Annotated in this window: 8 protein-coding genes and 3 rRNA genes; 8 read left to right on the forward strand and 3 right to left on the reverse strand. The window is 63.9% G+C overall.

The features are described 5' to 3' along the window. Positions 1-68: 68 nt before the first annotated feature. Together ACY0PA_RS24320 and ACY0PA_RS24325 are read right to left on the reverse strand one after the other, a co-directional pair. Positions 69-368, reverse strand: coding sequence for a hypothetical protein (locus ACY0PA_RS24320; RefSeq protein WP_473079804.1), 300 nt, complete (start codon positions 366-368; stop codon positions 69-71). Between the two features lie 780 nt (positions 369-1148). Further along, positions 1149-1745 (reverse strand): cysteine hydrolase family protein, encoded by a 597-nt coding sequence (locus ACY0PA_RS24325; RefSeq protein ID WP_473079805.1) that lies wholly within the window; start codon positions 1743-1745, stop codon positions 1149-1151. A 74-nt stretch (positions 1746-1819) separates the two neighbouring features. Here ACY0PA_RS24325 and ACY0PA_RS24330 point away from each other — a divergent pair, with 74 nt between their 5' ends. Beyond that, positions 1820-2836 (forward strand): GlxA family transcriptional regulator, encoded by a 1017-nt coding sequence (locus ACY0PA_RS24330; protein WP_473079806.1) that lies wholly within the window; start codon positions 1820-1822, stop codon positions 2834-2836. Positions 2837-2911: 75 nt separating this feature from the next. On the opposite strand, the gene trpS is transcribed toward ACY0PA_RS24330, so the two are convergent. Further along, positions 2912-3910 carry a tryptophan--tRNA ligase gene (gene trpS, locus ACY0PA_RS24335; protein ID WP_473079807.1) on the reverse strand — a complete coding sequence of 333 codons (999 nt, stop codon included), beginning with the start codon at positions 3908-3910 and terminating at the stop codon, positions 2912-2914. 874 nt (positions 3911-4784) lie between these two features. On the opposite strand from trpS, the gene ACY0PA_RS24340 reads away from it, so the two are divergent. The 7 genes from ACY0PA_RS24340 to ACY0PA_RS24370 all read left to right on the forward strand — a co-directional run bounded on the left by ACY0PA_RS24340 (position 4785) and on the right by ACY0PA_RS24370 (position 14013). After that, positions 4785-6312 (forward strand): 16S ribosomal RNA (locus ACY0PA_RS24340). A 315-nt stretch (positions 6313-6627) separates the two neighbouring features. After that, positions 6628-9751, forward strand: a 23S ribosomal RNA gene (locus ACY0PA_RS24345). A gap of 87 nt (positions 9752-9838) precedes the next feature. Then, positions 9839-9955, forward strand: a 5S ribosomal RNA gene (gene rrf, locus ACY0PA_RS24350). The 16S, 23S and 5S rRNA genes sit together here, the layout of an rRNA operon. Before the next feature lie 71 nt (positions 9956-10026). Further along, entirely contained in the window at positions 10027-10671 is a 645-nt protein-coding gene (locus ACY0PA_RS24355) for an HAD family hydrolase (RefSeq protein ID WP_473079808.1), read from the forward strand. Positions 10672-10807: 136 nt separating this feature from the next. Next, the gene (locus ACY0PA_RS24360) at positions 10808-11536 is read left to right on the forward strand and encodes a VC0807 family protein (RefSeq protein WP_473079809.1); all 729 of its coding nucleotides are present in this window, start codon (positions 10808-10810) and stop codon (positions 11534-11536) included. 121 nt (positions 11537-11657) lie between these two features. Then, positions 11658-12887, forward strand: a complete 1230-nt coding sequence (locus ACY0PA_RS24365) for an MFS transporter (protein ID WP_473079810.1) — start codon at positions 11658-11660, stop codon at positions 12885-12887. Next, positions 12838-14013: an acetoin utilization protein AcuC gene (locus ACY0PA_RS24370; RefSeq protein ID WP_473079811.1), complete on the forward strand. Its 1176-nt coding sequence runs from the start codon at positions 12838-12840 to the stop codon at positions 14011-14013. The genes ACY0PA_RS24365 and ACY0PA_RS24370 overlap by 50 nt, the downstream gene beginning before the upstream one ends. Positions 14014-14081: the final 68 nt, after the last annotated feature.

A 14081-nucleotide genomic window follows, 5' to 3' on the forward strand; every position in this document is an offset into this window, starting at 1 on the left:
CCGCCGCCCGCGCCCGAGTGCTTGCGCGGGCGGCGTCGTGAGAAAGACGGGCGATGCGACAGCAGCCCTCACACGGCGCTGCGGACCATCAGTGAGAAGAACGCGTCACCGCGGACGACCTCGAAGGAGTCCTCCAGCAGTGCGGCGAGGTCCGCGATATCGCTCGGGGTCCAGTCCCAGGCGTTGATCGTGGCGGCGATGAACATCGGCTGCGACGGGTCCCGCCCCTCGATGTGCCGGAGCAGCGCGTCGCGGAACTCCTTGCCCTTCCCTTGCGGGTAGAAGTTGCCGATCACGGGGATCCCGGCCGGCCGCACCTGCAGGTCGCCGGTCTCCCGAGGAGCGCCGGTCCGACGACCTCGCGCCACTTCACCCCGTCCCCCTCGCCCACCTCGAACTCCGGCCCCCCGGCATGGATCTCACCGAATCCGGAGAAGCGGGCAGGCGCAGCACGCGGGCAGGCGCAGAAGGCAGGCAAGCGGGCAGGCAGGCTGCCCATTGACGGGCGGGTCGATGCAGAGCGGTGTGCACAGGGTCCGTACTCCGGTCCCGGCAACGAGGACTCCGGTGCCGACGGGACGCCCCCGCGTGCGGACACCGCTCCCTGTACGCGTCCGTGGGCGCTGCGCAGCGACAGTGCGGGCGTCGCGTGGAGCGCGCGGACACCGGGTGAGCCGGTCGCCTCCGGAGGGTGGTGCGGGCCGGGCGGGATCGTGGCCGATGCCGGACGACGTGTGGAGCGCGCGTGCGGGCAGAATCCGCCGGCTGGGCTCGAGGCCGGGGATCTGGTTCCGGCTGAACCACTCTTGACTGCTGATCGGGCTTCGTTGGGGCGCCGTCTGGCGAAGGGCGCAGCGGTGCAACCCCAGTGGAGAGACTCGCAGTACCAGCCCCGCGCCCCTCGCTCCCGCGAACCACTGGCTCCGCGAATCACACGGGCACCGCGATGGGCCACACCGTCACGGCAACGACCCGCACCGGTGCGACGGCGCCCCCCGGCCGGCACCACGCCACCCGGCACCGATCCTCACCGGCACGGATCCCTCACCCGCCCCTGACCTGTCGCGGCCGAGGCGCCGGCCCCTGATTCGTCACCGCCGAGGCACCGGCCCCTGACCCGTCACGCCTGAGGCACCGGCGCCCGACCCTCACACGCGAAGCACCCCCGCCCAAGCCACGACCTCCGTCGTCGTGACCACCCGGGCGAAGCCGCCCCCGTGGAGTGTGACCGCCGAGGCCTGAGCCAGCTCCTCCGCTGTGCGGCGCCAGCCGAACGGGCCCTCCAAGTCGAAGGTGTACGTCGCGTCCAGCGCGAACAGCACCTCGTAACCCAGATTCCCGCCCATCCGCGCCGTTGTCTCCGCGCACATGTTGGTCTGGATCCCGGCCACCACGAACTGCCTGATGCCGGCCGCCCTGAGCCACGCGTCCAGGTCCGGCGTCCCGTAGAACGCCGAGTTCACGGACTTCGTCACCAGGAGCTCCGCCCCGTCCCCCTTCCCACGCCGCTCCTCCACGTACTCCTTGAAGCCGTTCCCGGCATACCCCGGCCGCAACGGTGACTCCGGCTTCGACGAGTCATGCCGCACGAAGACGACCGGCCGCCCTGTCGACTGCCACGCGTCGATCAGCGACGCGATGTTCTCGTCAGCCCCACGGTTGTTCCGCGGCCCCCAGAACCCCTCCTCCTCGAACCCCTTCTGCACGTCCACCACGATCAGCGCTGCGTTCTCTGCGATCTCCATGCCCACGATGTTCCCGCCCGGAGCGCGCCCGCCCCAGAGGTACAGAAGACAGCGATCGATGGTTTACTGCCACCGTGCCGCACGCAGACCCGCACTCACCCCCGCACCCCACCCAGCGCATCGCCCTCCTCGCCTTTCCCGGCATCCGGGCCTTCGACGTCTCCGTCATCACCGAGGTCTGGGGCACCGACCGCACCGACCGCGGCGTCCCTGCCTTCGACCTGCGCCGCATCGCCGAAGACCGCACGCCCGTCCCCATGCGAGGCGGACTCACCCTCACCCCCGATCGCACCCTCACCTGGCTGACACGCCTCGCGCCCGCCACCGATCTGCTCGTCGTCCCCGGCCTCGATGACCACCTCACCCCCGCGCCCGAACCGGTCCTCGAGTCCCTGCGCCGCGCCCACGCCCGCGGCGTCACCATCGCCGCCCTCTGCGGCGGCGCCTTCACACTCGCCCAAGCCGGCCTACTGGACGGCCGCCGTGCGATCACCCACTGGAACCTCGTCGACCTGCTCCGCGCCCATCACCCCCTAGTCACCGTCGAACCCGACGCCCTCTTCATCGAGGACGACAACATCTGGACCGCCGCAGGCACAGCAGCCGGCATCGATCTCTGCCTGCACCTCGTCCGCAGGACCCACGGCGCGGAGACCGCCGCCACCATCGCCCGATCGATGGTCACGGCCCCCTTCCGCACCGGAACGCAGGCCCAGTTCATCGAGCACCCCACGCCACGAGCCGACCGCGACGCCGATGCGCTCACCTCCGTACGCGCATACGCACTCCAGCACCTCCAGGAACCGCTCACCGTCGCCGGCCTCGCCGCCCGCGCCGGCATGTCCCCGCGCTCCTTCGCCCGTCACTTCACCGCAGCGACCGGCACCACCCCGCTGCGGTGGCTCCTGGATCAGCGCATGGCGGCAGCGCAGAAACTGCTCGAACGCACCGACCTCCCTATGCCCGAAGTCGCACGCCGCGCGGGCTTTGGCAGCGAGGTCACGATGCGTCAGCACTTCGCATCGCGCCTCGCCACCAGCCCACGTTCCTACCGGGCCTCATTCGCCCAGCGGCCCGTCACCCACTCCTAAGAACATCCCTCCGAAGAACCGCCTCCTAAGAACGGCCCTCCTCAGGACGTCCCTATATCCCCTATATAGGGATGCTTAGGCAGAGGGAAGCAGTCCGATCGCCCGATAGGCGGCGTCCACGGTCGGCTTAGCCATCGCCCTCGCCCGCTCAGCACCCCGCCGCAACACCTCCTCTACATACGCGGTATCCGCAACCAGTTCCTTGTGCCTCTTCTGCAGGGGCGCCAGAAGCTCCACCACGGCCTCCGCGGTCGCCTTCTTCAGCGCGCCATACGACTCATATACACCGCTCAGGCCCTCCGGGTTCCCACCCTCACAAGCGGCCAGAATCTCCAGTAGATTCGACACCCCGGGCTTGGCCTGGCGGTCGTACTCGACCTCCGCGCCGCTGTCTGTCACCGCCCGCAGGATCTTCTTCCGCACGACGTCCGGCTCGTCGAGGAGATAGACGATCCCGGCGACGTTGTCGTGCGACTTCCCCATCTTGGAAGTCGGGTCCTGCAGATCCATGACCCGCGCCGCGACAGAGGGCGGCGTCGCCCGCGGCACCACGAAGGTGTGCCCGTACCGGTGGTTGAACCGCACCGCGAGATCCCGGGAGAGCTCGACGTGCTGCGTCTGGTCATCACCCACAGGAACCTCGTCCGCCCCATAGGCGAGGATGTCCGCCGCCATCAGCACGGGGTACGTGAGCAGCGACAGCCGAACACTCCCGCCCCGCTCCCGCTCGCGCACGGACTTCTCCTTGTACTGGATCATCCGCCGCATCTCGCCATCCGTGGCGACGCACTCAAGGAGATACGACAGCCGAGCGTGCTCGTCCACATGACTCTGTACGAACACGGTGCACACCTCGGGATCGAGCCCCGAGGCAAGAAGCAGCGTCGCCGCCTGCTTACTGAGCCGGTGCACTCGCCCGGGATCGTGGTCCACGGTCAGCGCGTGCAGATCGACGACGCTGAACAGCGCGTCAGCTCTGTGCTGATCGACTTCTGCCCACTGCCGTACGGCGCCCAGATAGTTCCCCAGCGTCAGATGCCCGGTCGGCTTGACCCCGCTGAAGATTCGCGTCATCACTCCACCTCCTGGTGAGGACCGCCGCTACCCGGCTGCCGGGCTCCGTGGTCTCCAGGAGGGAGATACAAGAACGGCCGCCGAAGCGGCGGCCGTTGGGTGCATGCTTGTGCCGGCCGCCGTCAGGCGGCCCACCACTGCTGGGTGTGCGCATGCGTAGTCACGAGCCCAAGAGTAGCCGTCACAGGCGTGAAGTTGACACACCTGGGCCCGGTACGTAGTGTTCTCCGAGTTGCCCGACGTGAGCTCCGGTCCCTGACCGGTCCCCGGGTGGCCATTCCGCAAGAACCATTCAACGATCGATGTCGTGTCTCTCTGAGATGCGCCACGGCTTGTTTTCATGCGTCTTTGCGAAATGAGGAATCCGCGTTCGAAGGAACGCCCCCGATTAGCTCGGGAGGCAGGACTCCGCTAAAGTCTCACTCGTCGGAACGGCCCAACAGCCGGGAAGACAAGCCCTTCTGACTGGGAATCAGGCCCGAAAGGATCTGATAGAGTCGGAACCGCCGGAAAGGGAAACGCGGAAGCCGAAAGGCCGGAGCGGAAACCTGAAAGGCACCGAGGAAATCGGACACGAAAGAGTCTGATAGAGTCGGAAACGCAAGACCGAAGGGAAACTGCCCGGAGGAAAGCCTGAGAGAGTCTCTCGGGTGAGTACAAAGGAAGCGTCCGTTCCTTGAGAACTCAACAGCGTGCCAAAAGTCAACGCCAGATTGACAACCCCGGCCCATCTTTGGTGGGTTGGAGGTTCCTTTGAAAAAGTCCTCACTCCGACACCGGGGTGGGGCAACACTAGCGAGGACGCAGTGAATCGTGGGGATTATTCCTCCCGGCGGTTCCGCTCTCGTGGTGTGGTCCCGATTACGGGAAAACATTCACGGAGAGTTTGATCCTGGCTCAGGACGAACGCTGGCGGCGTGCTTAACACATGCAAGTCGAACGATGAAGCCCTTCGGGGTGGATTAGTGGCGAACGGGTGAGTAACACGTGGGCAATCTGCCCTGCACTCTGGGACAAGCCCTGGAAACGGGGTCTAATACCGGATGACACCCCCTCTCGCATGGGAGGGGGTTGAAAGCTCCGGCGGTGCAGGATGAGCCCGCGGCCTATCAGCTTGTTGGTGAGGTAGAAGCTCACCAAGGCGACGACGGGTAGCCGGCCTGAGAGGGCGACCGGCCACACTGGGACTGAGACACGGCCCAGACTCCTACGGGAGGCAGCAGTGGGGAATATTGCACAATGGGCGAAAGCCTGATGCAGCGACGCCGCGTGAGGGATGACGGCCTTCGGGTTGTAAACCTCTTTCAGCAGGGAAGAAGCGAAAGTGACGGTACCTGCAGAAGAAGCGCCGGCTAACTACGTGCCAGCAGCCGCGGTAATACGTAGGGCGCAAGCGTTGTCCGGAATTATTGGGCGTAAAGAGCTCGTAGGCGGCTTGTCACGTCGGTTGTGAAAGCCCGGGGCTTAACCCCGGGTCTGCAGTCGATACGGGCAGGCTAGAGTGTGGTAGGGGAGATCGGAATTCCTGGTGTAGCGGTGAAATGCGCAGATATCAGGAGGAACACCGGTGGCGAAGGCGGATCTCTGGGCCATTACTGACGCTGAGGAGCGAAAGCGTGGGGAGCGAACAGGATTAGATACCCTGGTAGTCCACGCCGTAAACGGTGGGAACTAGGTGTTGGCGACATTCCACGTCGTCGGTGCCGCAGCTAACGCATTAAGTTCCCCGCCTGGGGAGTACGGCCGCAAGGCTAAAACTCAAAGGAATTGACGGGGGCCCGCACAAGCAGCGGAGCATGTGGCTTAATTCGACGCAACGCGAAGAACCTTACCAAGGCTTGACATATACCGGAAAGCATCAGAGATGGTGCCCCCCTTGTGGTCGGTATACAGGTGGTGCATGGCTGTCGTCAGCTCGTGTCGTGAGATGTTGGGTTAAGTCCCGCAACGAGCGCAACCCTTGTTCTGTGTTGCCAGCATGCCCTTCGGGGTGATGGGGACTCACAGGAGACTGCCGGGGTCAACTCGGAGGAAGGTGGGGACGACGTCAAGTCATCATGCCCCTTATGTCTTGGGCTGCACACGTGCTACAATGGCAGGTACAATGAGCTGCGATGCCGCGAGGCGGAGCGAATCTCAAAAAGCCTGTCTCAGTTCGGATTGGGGTCTGCAACTCGACCCCATGAAGTCGGAGTTGCTAGTAATCGCAGATCAGCATTGCTGCGGTGAATACGTTCCCGGGCCTTGTACACACCGCCCGTCACGTCACGAAAGTCGGTAACACCCGAAGCCGGTGGCCCAACCCCCTTGTGGGGAGGGAGCTGTCGAAGGTGGGACTGGCGATTGGGACGAAGTCGTAACAAGGTAGCCGTACCGGAAGGTGCGGCTGGATCACCTCCTTTCTAAGGAGCACTTTGGCTGCCGGGTTTCACCTGGTGGTCCAAGAGCCATTTCGTCGGCAAACGTCCGGCGGTGGTTGCTCAAGGGTGGAACGTTGACTATTCGGCACACTTGATCGTCTTCTCCTGCAAGTACTGCCCCTTCGGGGCGTGGAACGTTGAGGGGAGCGGGAAGGGTGTCGGGCACGCTGTTGGGTGTCTGAAGGTACGGCCGAGACGGTCGCCTTCAGTGCCGGCCCCGGTAAAGATCTGCTTCGGTGGGTTGTGACGGGTGGTTGGTCGTTGTTTGAGAACTGCACAGTGGACGCGAGCATCTGTGGCCAAGTTTTTAAGGGCGCACGGTGGATGCCTTGGCACCAGGAACCGATGAAGGACGTGGGAGGCCACGATAGTCCCCGGGGAGTCGTCAACCAGGCTTTGATCCGGGGGTTTCCGAATGGGGAAACCCGGCAGTCGTCATGGGCTGTCACCCGCTGCTGAACACATAGGCAGTGTGGAGGGAACGCGGGGAAGTGAAACATCTCAGTACCCGCAGGAAGAGAAAACAACCGTGATTCCGGGAGTAGTGGCGAGCGAAACTGGATGAGGCCAAACCATATGCGTGTGATACCCGGCAGGGGTTGCGCATGTGGGGTTGTGGGATCTCTCTTTCATAGTCTGCCGGCTGTGAGACGAGTCAGAAACCGTTGATGTAGGCGAAGGACATGCGAAAGGTCCGGCGTAGAGGGTAAGACCCCCGTAGTCGAAACATCAGCGGCTCGTTTGAGAGACACCCAAGTAGCACGGGGCCCGAGAAATCCCGTGTGAATCTGGCGGGACCACCCGCTAAGCCTAAATATTCCCTGGTGACCGATAGCGGATAGTACCGTGAGGGAATGGTGAAAAGTACCGCGGGAGCGGAGTGAAATAGTACCTGAAACCGTGTGCCTACAAGCCGTGGGAGCGTCGCTGTATGTGCTTGCACATGCAGTCGTGACTGCGTGCCTTTTGAAGAATGAGCCTGCGAGTTTGCGGTGCGTTGCGAGGTTAACCCGTGTGGGGAAGCCGTAGCGAAAGCGAGTCCGAATAGGGCGGTTTAGTAGCGCGCTCAAGACCCGAAGCGGAGTGATCTAGCCATGGGCAGGTTGAAGCGGAGGTAAGACTTCGTGGAGGACCGAACCCACCAGGGTTGAAAACCTGGGGGATGACCTGTGGTTAGGGGTGAAAGGCCAATCAAACTCCGTGATAGCTGGTTCTCCCCGAAATGCATTTAGGTGCAGCGTCGTGTGTTTCTTGCCGGAGGTAGAGCACTGGATAGGCGATGGGCCCTACCGGGTTACTGACCTTAGCCAAACTCCGAATGCCGGTAAGTGAGAGCGCGGCAGTGAGACTGTGGGGGATAAGCTCCATGGTCGAGAGGGAAACAGCCCAGAGCATCGACTAAGGCCCCTAAGCGTACGCTAAGTGGGAAAGGATGTGGAGTCGCACAGACAACCAGGAGGTTGGCTTAGAAGCAGCCACCCTTGAAAGAGTGCGTAATAGCTCACTGGTCTAGTGATTCCGCGCCGACAATGTAGCGGGGCTCAAGCGTACCGCCGAAGTCGTGTCATTCCAGCTATAGGGCCAACGCCTGCTGGGATGGGTAGGGGAGCGTCGTGTGCCGGGTGAAGCAGCCGCGGAAGCGAGTTGTGGACGGTTCACGAGTGAGAATGCAGGCATGAGTAGCGATACACACGTGAGAAACGTGTGCGCCGATTGACTAAGGGTTCCTGGGTCAAGCTGATCTGCCCAGGGTAAGTCGGGACCTAAGGCGAGGCCGACAGGCGTAGTCGATGGATAACCGGTTGATATTCCGGTACCCGCTGTGAAGCGTCAAACATTGAATCAGGCGATGCTAAGTCCGTGAAGCCGTTCCGGACCCTTCGGGGAAAGGAAAGTGGTGGAGCCGACGGACCAGACTTGTAGTAGGTGAGTGATGGGGTGACGCAGGAAGGTAGTCCAGCCCGGGCGGTGGTTGTCCCGGGGTAAGGGTGTAGGCCGTGTGGCAGGTAAATCCGTCACACATTAAGGCTGAGACCTGATGCCGAGCCGATTGTGGTGAAGTGGATGATCCTATGCTGTCGAGAAAAGCCTCTAGCGAGTTTCATGGCGGCCCGTACCCTAAACCGACTCAGGTGGTCAGGTAGAGAATACCGAGGCGTTCGGGTGAACTATGGTTAAGGAACTCGGCAAAATGCCCCCGTAACTTCGGGAGAAGGGGGGCCATCACCGGTGATTGGATTTACTTCATGAGCTGGGGGTGGCCGCAGAGACCAGCGAGAAGCGACTGTTTACTAAAAACACAGGTCCGTGCGAAGCCGTAAGGCGATGTATACGGACTGACGCCTGCCCGGTGCTGGAACGTTAAGGGGACCGGTTAGTGCACTTTCGGGTGTGCGAAGCTGAGAACTTAAGCGCCAGTAAACGGCGGTGGTAACTATAACCATCCTAAGGTAGCGAAATTCCTTGTCGGGTAAGTTCCGACCTGCACGAATGGCGTAACGACTTCTCGACTGTCTCAACCATAGGCCCGGTGAAATTGCACTACGAGTAAAGATGCTCGTTTCGCGCAGCAGGACGGAAAGACCCCGGGACCTTTACTACAGTTTGATATTGGTGTTCGGTTCGGCTTGTGTAGGATAGGTGGGAGACTGTGAACTCTGGACGCCAGTTCAGGGGGAGTCGTCGTTGAAATACCACTCTGGTCGTGCTGGATGTCTAACCTGGGTCCGTGATCCGGATCAGGGACAGTGTCTGATGGGTAGTTTAACTGGGGCGGTTGCCTCCTAAAGAGTAACGGAGGCGCCCAAAGGTTCCCTCAGCCTGGTTGGTAATCAGGTGTTGAGTGTAAGTGCACAAGGGAGCTTGACTGTGAGACCGACGGGTCGAGCAGGGACGAAAGTCGGGACTAGTGATCCGGCGGTGGCTTGTGGAAGCGCCGTCGCTCAACGGATAAAAGGTACCCCGGGGATAACAGGCTGATCTTCCCCAAGAGTCCATATCGACGGGATGGTTTGGCACCTCGATGTCGGCTCGTCGCATCCTGGGGCTGGAGTCGGTCCCAAGGGTTGGGCTGTTCGCCCATTAAAGCGGTACGCGAGCTGGGTTTAGAACGTCGTGAGACAGTTCGGTCCCTATCCGCTGTGCGCGTAGGAGTCTTGAGAAGGGCTGTCCCTAGTACGAGAGGACCGGGACGGACGAACCTCTGGTGTGCCAGTTGTCCTGCCAAGGGCATGGCTGGTTGGCTACGTTCGGAAAGGATAACCGCTGAAAGCATCTAAGCGGGAAGCCTGCTTCGAGATGAGGACTCCCACCCCCTTTGAGGGGTTAAGGCTCCCAGTAGACGACTGGGTTGATAGGCCAGATCTGGAAGCCCGGTAACGGGTGGAGGTGACTGGTACTAATAGGCCGAGGGCTTGTCCTCAGTTGCTCGCGTCCACTGTGTTGGTTCTGAAACCACGAACAACCCCGTACATGGTCACGTACGGTGCGGTTGACAGTTTCATAGTGTTTCGGTGGTCATAGCGTGAGGGAAACGCCCGGTTACATTCCGAACCCGGAAGCTAAGCCTCACAGCGCCGATGGTACTGCAGGGGGGACCCTGTGGGAGAGTAGGACGCCGCCGAACTATTTTTGAAGAAAACCCCCGTAACGGATGAGAATCCTGTTACGGGGGTTTTCTGCGTTTAGGGTCGAGCTATGCGATACGACCTGGTCATCTTTGACAATGACGGAGTTCTCGTCGACAGCGAGCCGATCTCCAACAAGCTTCTCGCCGGCTATCTCACTGAACTCGGGCACCCCACCTCGTACGAGGAGTCCCTCAGGGACTACATGGGCGCTGCCATGCACCGCGTACATGATCTTGTGGAAGAGCGGACCGGTCAGCGGCTGCCCGAGGACTTCGACGATGTATTTCACGGGCGAGTCTTTGCCGCTTTTGAGCGGGAGCTGGAGCCGGTGCCCGGAGCCATCGAGGTTCTGGAGAAGCTGGCCGCCGACGGAGTGCCGTACTGCGTGGGCTCCTCCGGGAGTCACGAGCGGATTCGCGTCGGGCATCGTAAGACCGGGCTCGACAAGTGGTTCGATGACGGGCGGATCTTCAGTTCGCAGGACGTAGGGCGCGGCAAGCCGGCGCCGGATCTTTTCCTGCACGCGGCCCAGTGCATGGGTGTGGCGCCGGAGAGGTGCGTGGTCGTGGAGGACAGTCCGCTCGGCGTTCAGGCCGCGGTGGCTGCCGGGATGGATGTGTACGGGTTCACGGCCATGACGCCCGCGAGCCGCCTGAACGCGGTCACCGAACTGTTCGGTGACATGCGGGAGTTGCCTGACCTGCTGATGTGACATCTCCGTACGGTCCGCCCTGACATTTGTCACCGCGAGCTCCGGACGATCGTTTCTGTTGGGCGGTGGAGGTCCTCCACGAAGCTGAGTACATCGAGAACGGGACGTACGCAGTGACGACGGAGGGAACCCGATCATGAGCCAGCTCGTTGCACAGACACCGGTCAAGTCCGCTGAGGCGGCTGCCGCCTCGCAGAGCGACCGTGCGGCCCTCCTGGGAAGCCTCAGGCCGCTCGTCGTGGACGTGGTCGTGCCGATGGCCTCGTACTACGTGCTGAGCAAGGGGTTCGGCATGAGCACGCTGGCCGCTCTGGGGTGGAGCAGTGTGCTGCCGGCGCTGCGGACCGTGTGGGGGGTGCTGCGGGAGCGGCGGCTCAATGTGCTGGCCGGGGTCATCCTCGTCGTGAACATGGTGGGGCTGCTGCTGAGCACGGTGACGGGTGACCCTCGGCTGATGCTGGCCAAGGACAGCGGGATCAGCAGTGTCGTGGGCATTTCGATGCTGGTGTCGGTCGTGGCCGGCAAGCCGCTCCTCACGTCCGCGCTCAAGCCCTTCGTGACGAAGGGGGATGCCGAGCGGACTGCGGCCTGGGAGCGGCTGTCAGCGGGGCCGGGTCGCTTCGTGCGGGCCGAGCGGATGTTCACGGCGGTGTGGGGTCTGGCGCTGGTCACCGAGTGCGTGGTGCGGATCGTGGGGGCGTACACGTTGCCGGTCGACACGATGGTCTGGCTCGGAAATGTGATCATGGCGGGCGCCCTGGTCCTTGCCTTCCGGGTCGGTGGGCGTCTGGCTGTGGTGCCGATGGAGCGCATGGTCGAGGAGGAGCTGGTGAGGCACCGGGGTCAGGTGGAGCGCGTCGCCTGACGCCCCTCCGTAGCTCACGCCCTCTTCCCGGTCGCCCGATGACGGCGGCCGGGAACTTTCGTTCGAGATGCATCGAGATCCATCTACCCACCGGTAGATCCGGGGCATACGCTGTGCGGCCATGACAGAAGTGCTGCGGCGTGGCAGAGGTTCGCTGGCGTTCAGTTTCTTTGTGCAGGGTGCCGCCTTCGCGCTCCTGGTGACTCGAATACCGGCGATTCAGGATCAGTACGGCATATCAGATGGGCTGTTGCCCGTCTTTCTCGCGGCGGTGCCGATCCTGGCCGGGGTCGGGAGCGTGTGTACCGAGAAGCTGGTCAAGCGGGTGCGGCCCAGCCGGGTTCTGCGGTGGTCGCAGCCGGTCGTGCTGCTGGCGCTGCTCGGGGTCGGGGCGGGGGACTCGCTGTGGCAAGCGGCCCTGGCGCTGGGGGCGTTCGGGCTCGCGGTGGGTGCGCTTGACGCGTCCATGAACATGCTCGGGGTGAGCCTGCAGAGGGCGTACGGGCGCAGCATCATGCTCGGGTTTCACGCGGCGTACAGCCTGGGCGGGATCGTGGGGGCGTCGCTCGCGTGGGTGGGGGCGCACGGGGACCTGTCGCTGTTCGTGTCGTATCTGCCGGTGGTGGTGCTGCTGTTGCCGGCGGCGTTCGTGGGGAGTCACTGGTACGTCGACGGGGACAGCGGCGCCGGTGCGGGCGCGCAGGGAGCCGCGAGTGGCCCGGTGGTGTTCAAGCTGCTGTTGCCGCTGTGCCTGGTGATGACGTTCGCGTACATCGGGGACTCGACGGTCTCCAACTGGAGCGCGAAGTACCTCCAGGACGTGCTGGGGAGTTCGGAGCAGCTGTCGACGGTTCCGTACAACGTCTACATGGTGATGACGCTGGTGGGGCGGGCGCTCGGGGATCTTGGGGTGCGGCGGTTCGGAGCGGTCGTGGTGGTGCGGTTCGGGGCCGTGGTGGCGGCGCTCGGGTTCGCGGTCGTGGCGGTGGCGCCGGGGCCCTGGGTGGGGATGCTCGGGTTCACGCTGCTGGGGCTCGGGTTGTGTGTGATCGTGCCGCAGACGTTCGCCGCTGCGGGCAGGCACGCTTTTGAGAACTACGGTCCGAACGCTTCGGATTCGGCGATCGCGCGGCTGAATGTCTTCAACTATGTGGGATTTCTGATCGGTTCGCCCCTTGTGGGCGCTCTGGGCGATGCGTGGAACTACCGGGGGGCGATGCTCGTTCCCATGGTGTTGGTGCTCGTGACACTCGTGTACGCCCGTTCTTTCGCCCCTGCAGCGGACCGATACGGTGACGGGCATGAGCGGCCGCGCACAGCTGATGTGGGACGAGGCAGTAACGGGCTATGACTTCGGCCCGGATCACCCGATGGATCCGGTCCGGCTGGCCCTGACGAGAAGTCTCGTCGGGGCTCTTGGGCTCGACCGTGAGGTGGACGTCGTCGCCGCCAAGCGGGCGGGTGAGTCGACGCTGCGGCTCGTGCACCGCGAGGACTATGTGGAGGCGGTCAAGGCCGCGTCCGCCGATCCGGCTTCGGCGGACGGTACCTATGGGCTGGGGACGGTCGACGATCCGGCCTTCGCCGGTATGCACGATGTGTCGGCGCTGATCGCAGGGCAGTCCGTGGGCGCGGCGGAGGCCGTCTGGCGGGGTGAGGCGCTGCATGCGGTGAACTTCGCGGGCGGGCTGCACCATGCGATGCCCGGGGGTGCTGCCGGGTTCTGCATCTACAACGACGCGGCACTGGCCGTCGCTCGTCTCCTTGAGCTGGGCGCCGAGCGGGTCGCGTACGTGGATGTGGACGTGCATCACGGGGACGGTGTGCAGGCGGCGTTCTGGGAGGACCCGCGGGTGCTCACCATTTCGCTGCACGAGCATCCGCGGACTCTGTTTCCGCAGACCGGGTGGCCGGAGGAGACGGGGGCCGACGGCCCGGCGGAGGGGTCGGCGGTCAATGTGGCGCTGCCGGCGGGGACCGGGGACGCGGGGTGGCTGCGGGCTTTTCATGCCGTCGTGCCTGAGCTGCTGGCGGAGTTCAGGCCGCAGGTGCTGGTGACACAGCACGGGGCCGATACGCATTTCGAGGACCCGCTGGCGCATCTGGCGGTGTCGCTCGACGCGCAGCGGGCCGTTCAGGTCGCCTGCCATGAGTGGGCGCACGAGCATGCGGATGGGCGTTGGGTCGCGCTGGGCGGTGGCGGGTACGCGGTGGTGGATGTGGTGCCGCGGTCCTGGTCGCACCTGGTGGGGATCGCCGCGGGGCACGAGGTGGCGCCCGAGACGGTGATTCCGGAGAGCTGGCGGCAGGAAGCGTTCGCCAGGACACGGCAGTTGGCTCCGACGCGGATGACGGACGGGCGGTGGCCGGTCTCGTACAAGGAGTGGGAGTTGGGGTACGACCCGGCGGACCGGCTCGACCAGGCGGTTCTGGCGACGCGGCGTTCGGTGTTCCCGCTGCGGGGGCTGTTGCCGTAGCAGCGTGGTGGCGGGCGGCCGGTGAGAGTACGGGGCGTTACGCCAAGTGTGGGGTGTTTTCGGCGTTT

Source organism: Streptomyces sp. DS1-CR2 (assembly GCF_055760475.1).